The 17,568-nt window shown below is 39.2% G+C and carries 16 protein-coding genes and 1 tRNA gene; 7 read left to right on the forward strand and 10 right to left on the reverse strand.

All coding sequences use genetic code 11. The features are described from left to right. Positions 1 to 13 precede the first annotated feature (13 nt). The 6 genes from BLV99_RS18460 to carA form a co-directional block, all read right to left on the reverse strand. Entirely contained in the window at positions 14 to 298 is a 285-nt protein-coding gene (locus BLV99_RS18460; protein WP_244516294.1) for a hypothetical protein, read from the reverse strand. A gap of 607 nt (positions 299 to 905) precedes the next feature. Next, positions 906 to 1,532, reverse strand: a complete 627-nt coding sequence (locus BLV99_RS07855) for a CatB-related O-acetyltransferase (RefSeq protein ID WP_092689416.1) — start codon at positions 1,530 to 1,532, stop codon at positions 906 to 908. Positions 1,533 to 1,662: 130 nt separating this feature from the next. Then, positions 1,663 to 1,875: a hypothetical protein gene (locus BLV99_RS07860; RefSeq protein ID WP_092689419.1), complete on the reverse strand. Its 213-nt coding sequence runs from the start codon at positions 1,873 to 1,875 to the stop codon at positions 1,663 to 1,665. Between the two features lie 99 nt (positions 1,876 to 1,974). Further along, positions 1,975 to 2,451, reverse strand: a complete 477-nt coding sequence (gene greA, locus BLV99_RS07865) for a transcription elongation factor GreA (RefSeq protein WP_092689422.1) — start codon at positions 2,449 to 2,451, stop codon at positions 1,975 to 1,977. 95 nt (positions 2,452 to 2,546) lie between these two features. After that, on the reverse strand, positions 2,547 to 5,777 hold the full coding sequence (carB, locus tag BLV99_RS07870) for a carbamoyl-phosphate synthase large subunit (protein WP_092689425.1): 3,231 nt from the start codon (positions 5,775 to 5,777) through the stop codon (positions 2,547 to 2,549). A 14-nt stretch (positions 5,778 to 5,791) separates the two neighbouring features. Then, the gene (gene carA / locus BLV99_RS07875) at positions 5,792 to 6,931 is read right to left on the reverse strand and encodes a glutamine-hydrolyzing carbamoyl-phosphate synthase small subunit (protein ID WP_086165445.1); all 1,140 of its coding nucleotides are present in this window, start codon (positions 6,929 to 6,931) and stop codon (positions 5,792 to 5,794) included. 310 nt (positions 6,932 to 7,241) lie between these two features. Here carA and BLV99_RS07880 point away from each other — a divergent pair, with 310 nt between their 5' ends. Further along, on the forward strand, positions 7,242 to 7,808 hold the full coding sequence (locus tag BLV99_RS07880) for a hypothetical protein (protein WP_086165444.1): 567 nt from the start codon (positions 7,242 to 7,244) through the stop codon (positions 7,806 to 7,808). Positions 7,809 to 8,074: 266 nt separating this feature from the next. Here the strand turns inward: BLV99_RS07880 and BLV99_RS07885 are convergent, their stop codons facing one another. Continuing rightward, on the reverse strand, positions 8,075 to 8,614 hold the full coding sequence (locus BLV99_RS07885; protein WP_004648234.1) for a DOMON-like domain-containing protein: 540 nt from the start codon (positions 8,612 to 8,614) through the stop codon (positions 8,075 to 8,077). Positions 8,615 to 8,619: 5 nt separating this feature from the next. After that, positions 8,620 to 8,943, reverse strand: coding sequence for a ribosome assembly RNA-binding protein YhbY (gene yhbY / locus BLV99_RS07890; RefSeq protein WP_004648235.1), 324 nt, complete (start codon positions 8,941 to 8,943; stop codon positions 8,620 to 8,622). 196 nt (positions 8,944 to 9,139) lie between these two features. Here yhbY and rlmE point away from each other — a divergent pair, with 196 nt between their 5' ends. From rlmE to BLV99_RS07915, 5 genes are all read left to right on the forward strand, one after another. Then, a complete protein-coding gene (gene rlmE / locus BLV99_RS07895) occupies positions 9,140 to 9,790 on the forward strand; it encodes a 23S rRNA (uridine(2552)-2'-O)-methyltransferase RlmE (RefSeq protein WP_034696440.1) in 651 nt (216 codons plus the stop codon). A gap of 132 nt (positions 9,791 to 9,922) precedes the next feature. Continuing rightward, positions 9,923 to 11,812: an ATP-dependent zinc metalloprotease FtsH gene (ftsH, locus tag BLV99_RS07900; RefSeq protein ID WP_086185628.1), complete on the forward strand. Its 1,890-nt coding sequence runs from the start codon at positions 9,923 to 9,925 to the stop codon at positions 11,810 to 11,812. A 134-nt stretch (positions 11,813 to 11,946) separates the two neighbouring features. After that, positions 11,947 to 12,798 carry a dihydropteroate synthase gene (gene folP / locus BLV99_RS07905; protein ID WP_092689427.1) on the forward strand — a complete coding sequence of 284 codons (852 nt, stop codon included), beginning with the start codon at positions 11,947 to 11,949 and terminating at the stop codon, positions 12,796 to 12,798. A 154-nt stretch (positions 12,799 to 12,952) separates the two neighbouring features. After that, positions 12,953 to 14,539 carry a vWA domain-containing protein gene (locus tag BLV99_RS07910; RefSeq protein ID WP_092689429.1) on the forward strand — a complete coding sequence of 529 codons (1,587 nt, stop codon included), beginning with the start codon at positions 12,953 to 12,955 and terminating at the stop codon, positions 14,537 to 14,539. A gap of 122 nt (positions 14,540 to 14,661) precedes the next feature. Further along, positions 14,662 to 14,976, forward strand: coding sequence for a DUF5713 family protein (locus tag BLV99_RS07915; protein ID WP_086165438.1), 315 nt, complete (start codon positions 14,662 to 14,664; stop codon positions 14,974 to 14,976). 14 nt (positions 14,977 to 14,990) lie between these two features. Here BLV99_RS07915 and BLV99_RS07920 read toward each other — a convergent pair whose 3' ends face one another. Together BLV99_RS07920 and BLV99_RS07925 are read right to left on the reverse strand one after the other, a co-directional pair. Continuing rightward, on the reverse strand, positions 14,991 to 15,383 hold the full coding sequence (locus BLV99_RS07920; protein ID WP_092689432.1) for a hypothetical protein: 393 nt from the start codon (positions 15,381 to 15,383) through the stop codon (positions 14,991 to 14,993). A gap of 105 nt (positions 15,384 to 15,488) precedes the next feature. Beyond that, positions 15,489 to 15,574: transfer RNA gene (locus BLV99_RS07925), tRNA-Leu, on the reverse strand. A 208-nt stretch (positions 15,575 to 15,782) separates the two neighbouring features. Here BLV99_RS07925 and BLV99_RS07930 point away from each other — a divergent pair. Next, positions 15,783 to 17,546, forward strand: coding sequence for an alkaline phosphatase D family protein (locus BLV99_RS07930; protein ID WP_092689434.1), 1,764 nt, complete (start codon positions 15,783 to 15,785; stop codon positions 17,544 to 17,546). Positions 17,547 to 17,568 lie beyond the last annotated feature (22 nt).

Here is a 17,568-nt window from a genome sequence, read left to right on the forward strand (position 1 = left end):
TTGAGAAAAAATTTTAAATAGTTAATTCATTCTTGCTAATATCAGCTATTGTGGCTTTAAGAACCTGTAAGCAAATTTTTGCAGTTTCTTCACGTGGATGAAAATTTTCTGTCATTTGTTGAAATGGATGAATGTAATTTCTAAAGTCTCTTAATTCTTTGCTAAATTTATAAGTATCATGTTCTATTAGATTAAGCTCGTGTGCGACATCAATAAAATTATTAAGTGTCCACTGATCAAAATTTTTGGCTTTAGCATCTCGCTTTGGTGTTAAATTGTTTTGGATATAGACTGGCACAGTTTAATAATAAGTCTTCTAATGTACTGCCCGCAAGAATAACTATTGATAAATATGCTTCTGCTCGAAATGCTTTTTCAATTTCAATTATTCTTGCGTTTATCACTGTAGATAAGCTGTGGTTAATACTAAGTTTTTCAATATCAACTTTAAATTCATGTGTTATAAAATCATAAGCTGATATTTTTGAATTTTTTATTTGAGTGTCTAAGTCTATGTTTTGTAGTTGTTGAATTTCTATTTTTGTATTTGAACGAAGTACTTTATATTTGTCAAATTGTAGGTACTGATTAAATTTTGAAATTAAAGCATCAAGTTTTTCAAAATCATTTATAAAATTAATTGGTGAAAATAGTTATTGAATGCAGATTTTAATTTTGCCAGTGCTGTTAATGTTATTTAATCTAGAGTCAGTGTAAATCCATCTAGAAGGAAATCCCTGTTGGTATTGGTCTTGATAATCAAAGTTTGAAAAAAATTTGATGATTTCAGGTCCTGAGCGATATTCAGTTTCTTCATTAATTAATAAGCGTAATTTTTCTAAAGATTTCTGTGATAGAAGCATCTAATAACCTGAATTTTATCAATGAAATTATTACTTTCTAATTTAATCAAGATTTTGAATATATGCTATAAGGGTTTCGATATTATCCGTCTGCAATTCTTCCCGCATCTTTAAAAACTGTTTTTCATCTAGGTCATACAACTTAAGTGAAAGCAGTTTTTCTATATCTGCTGTTGGAAAGCGGTATTTAATCATTTTAGCAGGCACACCACCCACAATTGCATAAGGCGGTACATCTTTAGTCACCACAGCACCTGTTGCAACCACAGCACCTTCGCCCAGTGTTACCCCTTGCATAATCATGGCACGTGAGCCAATCCAGCAGCCATCACCAATAATCGTATCGCCAGCAGGGACAAAACTACGTGTATCGAATGGAAAGGCTGAAATCCAGTCGGTACGGTGTAATTGGTTACCGCCCATCATAATCACGCATTCAGCGCCAAAACAGACAAAGTTGCCGATATGCAGCTGATCTATCGGTTTCTCTGTGGTTGCAGTTTTGTCATGTAGATAACGCACCACACAGCGCTCAAAACCTTGATCCCAATAAGCACTGTAATAGCTGTAATTCCCTTTAATATGGATATTGGGATTCTTCACTGTTTTCGAGATAAATTCGAATTCACACCAATGTTTTACAGGAGAGTTAATCAGTTGCTCAGACATAGATCTACAGTGCTGGGAGGTTTTGAAAATTATAACTGATTTAAGGAGAACTTTTGTAAAGGCAATAATTCTGGCTTGAAAACTATCTTAAAAATAGCCAAGGTTATTATTCAAAATGAGCAGTATGATTTTATTTAAAAAAATTCCAAAAAACTTTGAAAATGTGAGCAATACTCTTGGGGAAAAGAAAACCTAAAATGGCTGAGCAGAGCATGGTGATCATAATGATCAGAATAGAATTGGTATGTGTATCAATAGCGTATGACCATTGAATCGCAATAACAATACCGAGAAGAAAACCACCTAAAGTATAGTAAAAAGTTTGTATTAAGCGCTCATCCATTTTTCATTGTCATTTTATGTTATTGATTGAATTATAATCGAATGAAAAACAAAAATCCCCTCAAAAGAGGGGATTTAGAAAGCGATGAATCTTTAAAAATTAAAGATATTCAACTTTCACAATTTCATATTCCACTTCACCTTGGGGAGTGGTAATTTTTGCTTCATCGCCTTCGCTTTTACCCAAAAGACCACGAGCAATCGGTGAGTTCACAGAGATCTTGTTGATCTTAAAGTCTGCTTCGTCATCACCTACAATTTTATAGGTTTTCTTTTCTTCGGTGTCCAGATTTTCAATCGTTACAGTCACACCAAAAACAACACGGCCATTTTGTTCAAGTGATTTAATATCAATTTCTTGAACTGCACCAAGTTTGCCTTCAATATCCTGAATACGACCTTCACAGAAGCCTTGTTGCTCGCGAGCAGCATGGTATTCCGCATTTTCTTTTAAATCCCCATGTTCACGCGCTTCAGCAATTGCAGCAATGATGCGTGGACGATCAACCGATTTAAGTTGAAGTAATTCTTTCTCTAAGGCAATTTTGCCTTCAGGTGTCATAGGATAACGTTTCATTGTTGTCCCTCACAGTTGTTATGTATTAAAAAATACAGATTAAAAATAAAAAAATCCCGCCACCGATAAGGTGACGGGACCTATCGGATAATGAATTAACCTGCTGTTAAATCTTGCAAGCGATATACATCCATTGGTAATTTAATTGCTAAAGCTTGGCACACAGCATCAGCACCATTCAAAGTCGTGGTGTAATACACTTTACCTTGTAGTGCAGAACGACGAATTGAGAATGAATCTTGCTGCGCCTGTTTACCTTCAGTGGTATTGATAATGAGGTGAATCTCGCCATTTTTCAAGCGGTCGACAATATTAGGACGACCTTCTGTGACTTTGTTCACACGTTCACATGCAATACCAGCTTCGTTGATAACGTCAAAAGTACCACCAGTAGCGATTACTTTGAAACCGAAATCAACCAATTGTTTCGCAATACCCACAACACGAGGTTTGTCTGAATCACGCACAGAGATAAATGCGTGTTTCACTTCACCTTCGGTTGGTTTACCTGGTAAACGATCATTCGAGCCTAACACAGCTTTATAGAATGCTTCACCAAATGAAGTACCCACGCCCATTACTTCACCTGTAGATTTCATCTCAGGCCCAAGAACAGGATCAACGCCAGGGAATTTCGCGAATGGGAATACCGCTTCTTTTACTGCAAAGTGAGTCGGGATAATTTCTTTGGTGAATCCTTGAGATTCTAAAGATTGACCCGCCATACAACGTGCAGCAACTTTTGCTAACGATTCACCAATACACTTAGATACGAACGGCACAGTACGTGATGCACGTGGGTTCACTTCTAAGATGTAAACGTCATTACCTTTTACAGCAAACTGTACGTTCATCAAACCAACAACGCCAAGTTCTTTTGCCATAGCAATCGTTTGACGACGCATTTCGTCTTGGATTTCGTCAGACAGCGAATATGGAGGAATCGAACATGCTGAGTCACCAGAGTGAATACCTGCTTGTTCAATGTGCTGCATAATGCCGCCAATCACAACGTCTTTACCGTCAGATACGCAGTCTACGTCAACTTCGATTGCATCATCTAAGAAACGGTCAAGCAGTACAGGGGCTTCATTCGATGCTTGAACCGCATCACGTAAGTAACGTTTAAGCTCATCATCGTTGTATACGATTTCCATCGCACGACCACCAAGCACGTATGACGGACGTACTACAAGTGGGTAGCCCACTTTAGATGCTTCAGCCATACCTTCTTCAGCAGATTTTACAATGCTGTTGTTTGGTTGACGAAGTTGTAAACGTTGAATCATTTGTTGGAAACGTTCGCGGTCTTCTGCGCGGTCAATTGCGTCAGGCGATGTACCAATAATTGGCGCACCTGCTTCTTCTAAAGCACGAGCCAATTTTAACGGAGTCTGACCACCGTACTGTACGATAATGCCTTTAGGCTTCTCAATACGCACGATTTCAAGTACATCTTCCAAAGTGATTGGTTCGAAATACAAACGATCTGATGTGTCATAGTCAGTAGAAACCGTTTCAGGGTTACAGTTGACCATAATAGTTTCGTAACCGTCTTCACGCATTGCAAGGGCCGCGTGTACACAGCAGTAATCGAACTCGATCCCTTGACCAATACGGTTAGGACCACCACCAATGACCATGATCTTGTCTTTGGTCGATGGATTTGCTTCACATTCTTCATCGTAAGTTGAGTACATGTAAGCAGTGTCAGATTCAAACTCTGCAGCACAGGTATCCACACGTTTATAAACTGGCATTACGCCTAAGTTCCAACGGTGTTTACGGAATTGTTTCTGCGAAATGCCCATCAAATCTGCAATACGAAGGTCAGATAAACCTTTACGTTTGAACGAACGGATGTTGTCGGCATTTAAATCACCAAAGCCAAGTGTTTTTACTTGTTCTTCAGTTTTAATAATGTCTTCAATTTGAATGAGGAACCATTTGTCGATATTGGTTGCAGCAAAAACTTCATCTAAGCTAAAGCCATGACGGAAGGCATCAGCCACATACCAAATACGCTCAGGACCCGGAACTTTAAGTTCATGTAGGATCTTTTCGCGCGCGCCTTCAGCACCAACAGCAATTTGTTCGTCAAAACCACACACGCCAACTTCAAGACCACGAAGCGCTTTTTGCATAGACTCTTGGAAGTTACGACCAATCGCCATTACTTCGCCCACAGATTTCATCTGCGTGGTTAAAATTGCTTCAGCTTGTGGGAATTTCTCGAAGTTAAAACGAGGAATTTTGGTAACTACATAGTCAATTGACGGTTCGAATGATGCAGGAGTAATACCACCAGTGATGTCATTTTTCAATTCATCAAGGGTGTAACCCACAGCCAATTTCGCAGCGATACGTGCAATTGGGAAACCTGTTGCTTTCGATGCAAGTGCAGATGAACGTGATACACGTGGATTCATCTCGATCACAACCATACGACCGTCTTTCGGATTAATACCGAATTGAACGTTCGAACCACCTGTTTCAACACCAATTTCACGTAGAACGGCAATCGATGCATTACGCATGATTTGGTATTCTTTGTCTGTTAATGTTTGTGCAGGCGCAACAGTGATTGAGTCACCTGTATGCACACCCATTGGGTCGAAGTTTTCAATCGCACAGACGATAATACAGTTGTCGTTTTTGTCACGAACAACTTCCATTTCGTATTCTTTCCAACCAATCAATGATTCATCGATTAAAAGTTGGTGAGTTGGCGATAGGTCGAAACCACGTTCACAGATTTCAATGAATTCGTCACGGTTGTAAGCAATACCACCGCCTGAACCACCCATGGTGAATGATGGACGAATAATCGAAGGGAAGCCCAATTTTGCTTGGATTTCGAATGCTTCTTCCATATTGCTTGCAACAGCAGCACGTGGACATTCAAGACCAATACGACGCATCGCATCATCAAACAATTTACGGTCTTCTGCCATTTCAATGGCATCTTTACTCGCACCAATCAATTCAACATTGTATTTCGCTAAAATACCGTGCTCATCCAGTGCAAGCGCACAGTTTAATGCTGTTTGACCACCCATTGTCGGGAGGACTGCATCTGGACGTTCTTTTTCAATAATTTGTGCAACAGTCTGCCAAGTAATCGGTTCGATATACGTGGCATCTGCCATGCTTGGGTCGGTCATGATAGTGGCTGGATTAGAGTTCACTAAAATAACGCGATAACCTTCTTCACGAAGTGCTTTACATGCTTGTGCACCTGAGTAATCGAACTCACATGCTTGACCGATGACAATCGGACCTGCACCAATAATTAAGATGCTTTTAATGTCTGTACGTTTAGCCATGATCGCTTCCTTAATTACTTCTTAGATGCTTCGATAAGTTCGATGAAATGATCGAATAATGGTGCGCAGTCATGTGGGCCAGGGCTTGCTTCAGGGTGACCTTGGAAGCTAAACGCTGGTTTGTCAGTGCGATGCATACCTTGAAGGGTCTGATCGAACAATGATTTATGCGTCGCTTTTAGGTTTGCAGGTAAGGTATCAATATCGACTGCAAAGCCATGATTCTGAGAAGTAATCATCACTGTACCATCTTCAAGATTTTGTACAGGATGGTTGGCACCGTGGTGACCATGCGGCATTTTTACCGTTTTAGCACCAGAAGCAAGGGCTAAAATTTGGTGGCCGAGGCAAATACCAAATACGGGTAAGTTAGTAGTTTCAACAATGGTTTTTACAGCTTCAATTGCATAATCACATGCAGCTGGATCGCCAGGGCCATTCGATAAGAACACACCGTCTGGATTTAATGCGAGAACTTTTTCTGCAGGCGTTTGAGCTGGAACTACAGTCAGTTTGCATCCACGATCCGTCAGCATACGTAAGATGTTGGTTTTGACACCGTAATCATATGCTACAACATGGAATTTAAGTTCAGGTTGAGAGAAGCCTTGACCCAGTGTCCAAGAACCTTCCGTCCATTCAAAACCTTCTGGATCGCAGCATTCTTTAGCAAGGTCTAGACCATCCAAGCCACCGAAAGCACGTGCTTTTTCTAAAGCTTCTTCTTCTGTGATATTTTCACCAGCAAGGATGCAACCATTTTGCGCGCCTTTCGCACGTAAAATTCGTGTCAATTTACGTGTGTCGATATCAGCAATCGCAACAACATTGTGTTGTTCTAGGTATTCACCTAAAGATTGATCAGCACGGAAATTGCTATGCAATAAAGGTAGGTCACGGATAATTAAACCGTTTGCCCATACTTTATGAATTCGACCTGACTCAGCGTCTTCTTCGTTGCAACCAGTATTACCAATATGTGGGTAAGTTAAAGTTACAAGTTGCTGTGCATAACTTGGGTCAGTCAAAATTTCTTGATAGCCAGTCATGGCAGTATTAAAAACGACTTCACCAGTCGTACTACCCGATGCACCGATAGACGTACCTTTAAAGATCGTTCCATCTGCGAGGGCTAAAATGGCGGGAGTGCTCAAACCAAAGCTCCTGAAATTTAGGCTGTAAAAAAGCGAGAAGACGAAAAAAAAGGAAGGCTATTTTTTTAACCAACCCTCCTATGTCTGCTCGCTTGAACTTAACAGCGCATTATACGGACGAAGTGTCTTGAAGTCCATTTAATTTATACTGAATATACAATATAAATGCCTTGTAATTTATGTGGGAGTCTGCTTTTAGATCGTGTATATAAAATGTAAGCAAATAAGAATTGTCTGACAAATCAAAACTTAAATTTTATCAAATAGCGCTAGGCTATAGTTCTTATCTAATAACTACAGGAACAGAATCATGACTATAGAGCAAAAACAGGTTAAAGCTAAAACAGTATTAAAAGAAGTGGTTGCTGAAAGCGCTGAAAAGCTGGAACAAGTCTCTAAAGAAGCACAACAGAAAGTAACAGAAGTGGTTGCAGTGGTTACTGAAAGTGCTGAGAAATTGGAACAGGCTTCTAAAGAAGCTCAGCACAAAGTAACAGAAGCAGTTGCTGAATCAGCTGAAAATATTAAGGTTGAAGCTCAGGAGTTACAAAGTAATGTACAAGACCAAATCCAAAGTTTGAAACAAGATATTATTCAGCGTATCGAACTTATTAAAAAGCAATTAAATTTTTCACCAAAAGATTTAGGTGAATTAAAAGAGTTTGTGAAATCTGAATTAAATGCTGTCATTAACGATTTATCAAAACTGGGTAAAGAGTTAAAAGAAGATGTCAGCCAAATTTCAGTTAAACATAAAGATACTTTAACTGAAACATTGAAACGTTCGAAAGAGCATACCTTAGAAGCATGGAAAAAAGTGGTTCCACAAAAAGACGAAGCCACTAAAACAGAGAGCGATGCAGCGCTTAAAAGTTAATTGCGTATGTAAATGTAAAAAATAAAAAAGTGAACGATGTAAAATGCATGGTTCACTTTTTTATGATCTATTGTTCTTCTTTAAAAGAGATGAATCCTTTTCCCCGCTGGAAGGGGGTATTTCTTGCTCAGGATAAAGAAGCTGGATGTTAGACACATTGCTCACTATTTGAAACGATGTTTTATTCAAGCTGAGTAAATCACAGACAATAAAAAAGTGAGGTGCTATGCCTCACTTTTTTATTTATCGAATATTAATGCGCTAGCTTAGAACTGATGCAGCCAATCACGTTTATTATGAAAGTCTGCATTTGGGCTGCTATGCTGCATCGCATAGTATTGATTACCTTGCGAAGTTTTGAGCACAGCACTTAAGCTTAAGAATAAATTCGCCCATTGTAATTTGTGCTTTAACATAAACTCGGTTAGATCCAGACTCACACTTAAACCATAATGTGTGCGTTTGAGCTGATTGAGTTCAATATCATTTGCTGTTTGAGGAGGCATATCTTCAGGATAGCGATATTCCTCAAACTGATAAACCTGCCAAGCTTGTGAAGGCGAGAGGTTAATCTCACGATAGAAATCTTCACCGTGAACGCCAATAAAAATTTCATAACAGGTTTGTTCCCATAAGAAATCTTGGCGTGGGTTTCCATTCACCAATTCAGGCCATTGCATGAGTTGATTGGGATCACGTAACCAATAGCCCACATTTAAAGTATATGGACCTTGTTGTTCAATCGCTCCCACGAGGGAAATAGATTGAAAGCGACGATCAAAAGCGCTAAGTTCGTAACTGGCCATAAAGCTTAGTTAGACAAATTTGCGTGGCGTACAAGGTTTGAAAGTTTTGGATTTTGTTTGGCTGCTTTTTTGTAAAGCAATGCAATTTTACCAATGGTTTGTACAACTTCAGCACCAGTTACTTGAGCAATTTCGCTAATTGCAGCAGTACGAGCTTCACGATCTTCACCCGCAATTTTAACTTTGATGAGTTCGTGATCATTTAAAGCGCGGTTTGTTTCTTCAATGACACTTTCAGTCAAACCTTGACCACCAAGCATAACCACAGGGTTAAGCGCATGTCCGATTTGACGCAAACGTTTGCGTTCATGAATTGATAAAGCCGCCATAAAGATAACCTAATTTTAAAAACGGCTTAGTATAACAAATGCCAAGTTTAAACGCTTTATATTCTGTTGAAATAATCGATTTGAATTATTGAAAAAAACATCATCAAAGATCAGATTTAGATACAGATGTATACTGCAAGGCATGTATTTTTCACGTACAATCATGAATTAGCAGTTTTTTATTATTTAGAGAGTTATGGCGACACGCATTACCAACCCAAAGTTATCGAAAAGTAGTCGAGATTGGATGAGAGAGCATTTAGACGATCCTTTTGTGAAAAAAGCACAAAAGGAAGGTTATCGTGCGCGTGCTGCTTATAAGCTGCTTGAAATGCAAGAAAAATACAAAATTATTAAACCTGGCATGACGGTTGTTGACCTTGGTGCTGCACCAGGAAGCTGGTCGCAAATTGCCGGAAAACTGGTGGGTGATAAAGGCTTACTTATCGCTTCTGATATCTTGGAAATGGATGCATTACCTGATGTAACCTTTTTACAAGGTGACTTCCGCGAGGAAGAAGTTTTCGAAAAATTGTTAAATATTTTAAATGGACGGACTGTAGACGTTGTAATTTCAGATATGGCCCCCAATACATCAGGTAATAAGGCTGTAGATCAACCTCGTCAAATTTACTTGTGTGAGCTTGCTTTAGATTTTGCCAATAAGGTTTTAGGACCTAAAGGTCAATTTGTAGTTAAGGTTTTCCAAGGAATTGGATTTGATGAATTCCGTAAACAAGTTGTAGATAGCTTTGATGTACTAAAAACAGCAAAACCTGCTGCTTCGCGTGCCCGTTCGAAAGAAGTATTTTTGATCGGACAGGGGCGTAAGAAGGCTTCTAAATAAAGTTTACTTGCCAAGACGTTAAAAATTGTGCATTTTGTACTTTTTTAAAATATTGCAAAAGCTGGTCTTTAGCTTAAATTAAGGTCACCCATTTTGGGCATGATCAAATTAGATTGATATGGGAATAAAGCTTTGAGCGATCTCTTCAAGAATGCCGTATTGTGGCTGGTTATACTCGGTGTACTGATCCTTATTTTCAGTAACATCAGTGACCGCAATCAACCGACTGCACTGAATTATTCAGAGTTTGTTTCAGCTGTGAATGCTGGTCAAATTAAGCAAGTCACAATTGATGGTGAAAGAATTCGTGGTGAAAAAACAAACGGTTCAGAGTTTGAAAGTATTCGCCCTGCGATTCAAGATCCAGACCTTATGCCAAGCCTCATTAAAAACAATGTTGTCGTAGAAGGTACTGCACCTGCACGTCAAGGTTTGTTGATGCAGCTTCTTATCGCTAGCTTCCCTGTACTTTTAATCATTTTGTTATTCATGTTCTTTATGCGCAACATGGGTGGCGGTGCAGGTGGTAAAAGCGGCCCAATGAGTTTTGGTAAATCTAAAGCAAAAATGCTTTCAGAAGACCAAATTAAAGTAACATTTAGTGATGTTGCTGGCTGTGATGAAGCTAAACAAGAAGTTGTTGAAATTGTCGATTTCTTAAAAGATCCAACCAAATTTAAACGCCTAGGTGCAAGTATTCCACGTGGTGTTTTAATGGTGGGTCCTCCAGGTACAGGTAAAACTCTAATTGCCAAAGCCATTGCTGGCGAAGCAAAAGTGCCATTCTTTAGTATTTCTGGTTCTGACTTTGTTGAAATGTTCGTTGGTGTGGGTGCGTCCCGTGTCCGTGATATGTTTGAACAAGCCAAACGTCATGCACCATGTATCATCTTTATTGATGAGATTGATGCTGTCGGTCGCCATCGTGGTTCGGGTACAGGTGGTGGTCATGATGAACGTGAGCAAACACTGAACCAAATGCTGGTAGAAATGGACGGTTTTGAAGGTAATGAAGGTATTATCGTTATCGCTGCAACAAACCGAGCAGATGTACTAGATAAAGCGTTACTTCGTCCGGGTCGTTTTGACCGTCAAGTGATGGTTGGTCTTCCAGACATTAAAGGTCGTGAACAAATTTTAAATGTTCACATGAAGAAATTACCTTCAGTCACAGGTGTGGATGTCAAAGTTCTTGCACGTGGTACACCAGGTTTTTCTGGTGCGCAATTGGCAAATCTTGTAAACGAAGCGGCATTATTTGCAGCACGTCGTAACAAGAATACTGTCGATATGCATGATTTTGAAGATGCAAAAGATAAGTTATACATGGGTCCTGAACGTAAATCGATGGTGCTTCGTGATGAAGAACGTCGTGCTACGGCTTACCATGAAGCAGGTCATGCGATTGTTGCTGAAAGTTTACCGGGTACAGATCCTGTGCATAAAGTTACCATTATGCCGCGTGGTTGGGCTTTGGGTGTGACTTGGCAGTTACCTGAATTCGATCAAACTAGCCATTATAAAGACAAAATGTTGAATGAACTTTCAATTTTGTTTGGTGGTCGTATCGCTGAAGAAGTATTCATTAATCAAATGTCTACAGGTGCATCGAACGATTTTGAACGTGCAACAAAAATGGCGCGTGCAATGGTTACGAAGTACGGTATGTCTGACAAGATGGGTGTGATGGTGTATGAAGAAGATGCACAGCAATCATTCATGGGCAGTATCGGTAGTCGCAGTATTTCTGAAACCACACAGTTAGAAGTGGATCGTGAAATTCGCCGTATTTTGGATGAACAGTACAGAGTGGCGCGTGATATCTTGGAAAGTAAGAAAGATATTGCTCATGCGATGGTGAAAGCATTAATGGAATGGGAAACCATAGATCGTGACCAAATCCGTGACATCATGGAAGGTCGTGAACCACAACCACCTAAGGTATATGTTGCTGAAAATCCAGTGATTGATGTAACACCAAAGGATGGTCCTGTAACACCACCGCCATTACCTGCAAGTTAATTAAAAGCTTTACATAAAAAAGAGTCTCAATAGAGGCTCTTTTTTATGTTTAAAAGTTGAATTTTTGAGAACATTTCAGCAAGAAGAAAAGTCACTCTTGATACACTGTGCTTAGATATTTTAGGAAAGTTACTATGCGATTGATGCCATTACCCAAACGAGTATTGCAATGTGGAACATTGAGCTTGGATTTATCTCAACCGCATGTGATGGGGATTCTCAATGTTACGCCTGACTCTTTTAGTGATGGTGGGAAGCATAATACGCAAGACCAAGCCATAGCGTATGCGCTGCAAATGATTGCTGATGGGGCAACCGTGATTGATGTCGGGGGCGAGTCAACACGACCAGGTGCTTCAAGTGTTGAAGTTGAAGAAGAAATTCGTCGTGTTGTGCCTGTGGTTAAAGAATTATCCAAACATAATGTTGTTATCTCAATTGATACTTCACAGCCTGAAGTCATAAAGGCTGCGGTAAAAGCAGGTGCACATATTTGGAATGATGTTCGTGCTTTAACCCGTCCACATGCGCTAGTTACCGCAGCGGAGTTGAATATACCCATTATTATTATGCATATGCGTGGTGAGCCAACCACGATGAATCAATTGGATCAATATAATGACGTAACAGTTGATGTGATGGGGGAGTTACAACAACGTGTTAATGATGCCCTTAAAGTGGGGGTGAAGCCTGAAAATATCATGATTGATCCAGGGTTTGGTTTTGCTAAAAATGCACAGCAAAACTTAAAACTGCTACAACAATTTCATAAATTAAACCAAATGGGTTATCCAATTCTTTCGGCATTATCTCGTAAGCGTTTTATTGGTGAAGCATTGGGTGGAGCGGATGCTCAAAACCGTGCTGTAGGTTCGGTAGCAGCACATTTGATCAGTATTCAGCAAGGCGCCAGTATGGTGCGTGCGCATGATGTAAAAGCGATGTCAGATGCAATTCAGGTTTGGCAAGCCATGCTGTCGGCTTAAGTTTAGGCAAGCTGGTTTGATTGGTGCAACTGGCTTGCCGTATTGATTTGTTAGCGCAAAATTACATAAAGGCAGTATGATAAAAATAAAAGTTGTTTATAGTGCAGAAATCTATTGATTTGTTTTTGATAATAACAACTTAGGATAAGTAATAATGTTTAAACTTAAATTTTTGACCGTCACGGTAAGTACATTCATCTTGGCTGCTTGTGGACAAATGCCATCTCAGCAAATGAGAATGGGTGAAGTTGCGGTATTATCGATGCCAGCGCCAGCGTTGAATATTACTGCATATGAACGTGCCCAGCCATTGGTAGAAAATACTGAGAATTATCAAAAAATTGACACAAATACTGTACATAGTGTTGCTCAGCAGCCTATTTCCACATTTAGTATTGATGTTGATACAGGAAGTTATACCAATGTGCGTCGTTTTTTAACGAAAGAAGCACAGTTGCCCCCAGTCGATGCTGTGCGTATTGAGGAAATGGTCAATTACTTTAATTATGATTATCCTGAGCAGCAGGGAAAGCATCCATTTTCAGTTTCAACGGAAACAGTTAACTCACCTTGGCAACCAAACGCCAAAATTATTCGAATCGGGATTAGGGCTAAAGATATTGCGGCTCAACAATTACCCCCAGCAAATTTGGTTTTCTTAGTTGATGTTTCGGGCAGTATGGATGCAGAGAATAAATTACCTTTAGTCAAGAAGACTCTTGCACTATTGACTGAGCAACTACGCCCGCAAGATAAAGTCACGATTGTTACTTATGCTAGTGGAGAAGATTTAGCCTTGGCTGCAACCTCTGGTGCAGAGAAAGATAAAATCTTAAAGGTCATTTATCGCTTGAAAGCGGGAGGTGCAACTTCAGGCGAGCGTGCCATTCAATTGGCATATGAGCAGGCAGAGAAGTCTTATATTAAAGCAGGAATTAACCGAATCTTGATTGCAACGGATGGTGACTTTAATGTGGGCATTACCGATTTTAATACACTAAAAGGTATGATTGCTGAAAAGCGTAAATCAGGCATTTCATTTACCACTTTGGGTTTTGGCAGTGGTAATTATGATGAGCAGTTGATGGAACAGCTTGCAGATGCTGGTGATGGTAACTATAGCTATATTGATAACGAGCGTGAGGCTAAAAAAGTGTTGCAACGACAGTTGTCCTCTACTTTAGCAACGGTTGCGCAAGATGTGAAAATACAAGTCGAATTTAACCCAGCGACAGTTAAAGAATATCGCCTGATTGGTTATGAAAATCGCCTGTTAAAAAATGAAGACTTTAATAATGATCAAGTCGATGCTGGAGATATTGGTGCAGGGCATACTGTTACGGCACTCTATGAAATTATTCCTGTAGGGCAAAAAGGGTGGTTAAATGAACCACGCTATCAAGTCGCACCTACAGCTTCAGCCTCGCTTAAACATGAGTACGCTGATGTAAATTTACGTTATAAATTGCCTAACCAAACACAAAGTATTTTGCTGAATTCACCTGTACAAGTTACAAGTAAGCCTCTGGCACAGGCCAGTACAGATACCCGTTTTGCCATTGCGGTTGCCGCGTATGGACAGCAACTTCGAGGTGGTCAGTACAATGCAAATATGCAATGGGATGATATTTTACGCTTAGCACAAAGTGCTGCAAAACCTGATACATTTGGCTTACGTGAAGAATTTATCGATTTATTAAAAATAGCAAAAAGTCTAAGTTCAGAGCAGAAAAAATCGTAGACGTTGGGTTGTTTGAAGTGATGTAAACGAGCAGATGGAAATCTGCTCGTTTTTTCATTTGGTAAAATGTAAAGTTTATGTTATACAAGCTCGCTTTAATGCGTGTCTTTTTTGAGTTTTATATGTTTGAAGATTTACTTCTCCCTATGTTTGATGATGAATATTATCCAGATATTCTTGTCGCTGAAGTTAAACAGATCATTAAGCAGTTTGCGAAGAAAATAGCAAAAACGGATCTATCTGAAGTCGAAATTTATCGTTTTGCTGCTGAAACCGTTGTATCCATTAATAAAATGAAGCTACAGTTTGATGATCTTGATTCATCATTAGATGACACGGCAGCGGATTATATTGCTGAAGCGATGATGATGGTGGCGCAAGATAATGGCTACATGAATATTGAAATGGAAGAATTGGTGTCGAATAGAGAGTGGTGATGCACTCTTTATTTTTAAAGTTTATTTAAATCTGACAATAAATCTGAAAGATGGCAACTTTCTTTAAGATGTACGTCTAATATCTCATCTACGACTAAATGATATCGTTCATTTTTTTCATAAGCGCTGGCTTTAAGGCTGAGCCAAAAATGAGCGTCTTGTTTTAGTCGTTTTCGAATTATATCTTCATCTTGAATATGCTTGAAATCAAGAAGATATTGATTTTTCGCTAAATTACAGTGCTGTAAGATCAGTTGATCTTTATCTTGTATGATTGTTCCAGAAAATAAATCATAAAGAATAGCGGGTTTCTCTGTTGTAACTAATTCTTCAGCATGGCTAAAAGGTGAAGTAATGAGTAAAAAGAAGCTGATATAGAATAGATGCTGTAATCCGTTGAAATTCATGTTTTATATTTCTTGTTCTGTGTTTGCTGGTATTTTAATAATTCAGACATAAAAAAACCAGCATAAGCTGGAATTTTTATTGCACCATTTTAAAAAGTATTAAAATGGTGCCCGAGGCCAGACTCGAACTGGCACGCTTTGTGGGCGGGGGATTTTAAATCCCCTGTGTCTACCGATTTCACCACTCGGGCATGAGCGCAATAATAGAGGACGAATGAAAACTTGGCAAGTATCTTTACGTTTGTTTGCTTTCTTTTCAATCAATTCATGTGCTTATCTAGCAAAATTCTTTATTTTTTATCAAGAAACAATAAATTGTCATGATTCTTTCATCGATTTGAGATCATAAAGCAACAATCCTTTCTTATATTAAAAGAATAAAAAATAAGGAAAAATATGATGTCTTTGAAAATTTCACGCCGTGAACTTCTGCAAAAAACCTTGGCCAGTTTTGGGGCTTTATCTTTACCGATTTCACTGACGGCTTGTGGTGGGGATTCTGATGATGGCATGCAATCTGACAGTGTGAAAGCAGATTTTTTACATGGTGTTGCCAGTGGTGACCCTTTAAAAGATAAGATTATTTTATGGACGCGTCTTACACCGAATGATGTATCTTTGCGTTTAGAGGTCATTTGGGAAATTGCTTTAGATCAAAAATTTACCCAATTGGTTAATTCTGGCAAAGTACAAACTGCACAAGCACAAGATTTTACCGTAAAAGTTGATGCCAATAAATTAAAATCAAATCAGCGCTATTACTATCGATTCCGTTATGGCAATGTTATTTCACCTATAGGTCAAACCAAAACATTGCCTGAAAGTAGCAATACAGTGAGTTTTGCGGTCTGTTCTTGTTCTAACTATCCAGCAGGTTATTTCCATGTTTATCAGGAAATAGCCAAACAGGATGTAGATGTGGTCATTCATCTAGGAGACTATATTTATGAATATGGTAAAGACGGCTATGCCACAGAAGATGCTGCTCAATTGGGGCGGGAGTTGGCTTTAGATAATAATAAAGAAATAATTACCTTAGACGATTATCGTAAGCGTTATGCTTTATATCGGAAGGATATCGCTTTACAAACGGTACATCAGCGTCATCCTTTTATTGTGATTTGGGATGATCATGAACTAGCGAATGATACATGGAAAGATGGCGCGGAAAATCATACAGAAGAAACGGAAAGTAATAAAAATGAAGGTAAATTTATAGCGCGTAAAATTGCAGCGCTGCAAGCTTATTTTGAATGGATGCCTATACGTCCTGTTTCAGACAATGATCATTTAAATATTTATCGTCAATTTAATTTTGGCACCTTGGTGCAGTTGACCATGTTGGATACGCGAGTTTTAGCACGTGATCGACAGTTAGATTATGCTGACTACATGACAGCACAGGGGATGGATTTTCAGCGTTTTCAACAAGATTTAAATCATCCGATGCGGACGTTAATGGGGTATAAGCAATTGCAGTGGCTACAGGCTCAATTGGAGCAATCTACAGCGACTTGGAATATACTCGGTCAACAAGTACTGATGAGTAAAATGCTGATTCCTGCTGAACTTTTGCTGCCGTTAAGCCAGATGGATATTGTGGCCTTAAACCAAAAAATTCCAGAATTAGTCACTTTGAAAATGCGAGCTTTACAAGGTGATCCAAGCCTAACAGAAATAGAAAAAGCACGTTTAACTTTGGTTGCACCCTATAATTTAGATGCTTGGGATGGTTACGCTGCGGAACGTGAAATACTCTATGCGACCTTGAGGAAAGTTGATAAAAAGGTCGTGGTTTTAGCTGGTGATACGCACAATGCATGGGCATCGGATTTACACAGTCAAAGTGGTGAACATGTTGGCTTAGAACTGGCGACCAGTTCCGTATCTTCACCGGGTCTGGAAAAATATTTAAATATTCCCTTGGCGCAATTACAACAATTTGAATTGGCTTTCACAACCTTAATTGATGAACTAAATTATTGTAATTTGAACCAACGTGGCTATTTAACTGTGCATTTTACTGCGCAGCAGATGCAAGCGAATTGGGTGTTTGTGAATACCATTAAAGACCGACAGTATACTGTCGATCATGATCGTTCTTATCAAGTTTTGGTAGACAGTACGCTCAATGATATAAAAGCCGAACCAAAAATTGCTTAACTTTAAGTGTTCAAAATCTGGG

It is taken from the genome of Acinetobacter kyonggiensis, from assembly GCF_900107285.1.
Lineage (GTDB): Bacteria > Pseudomonadota > Gammaproteobacteria > Pseudomonadales > Moraxellaceae > Acinetobacter > Acinetobacter kyonggiensis.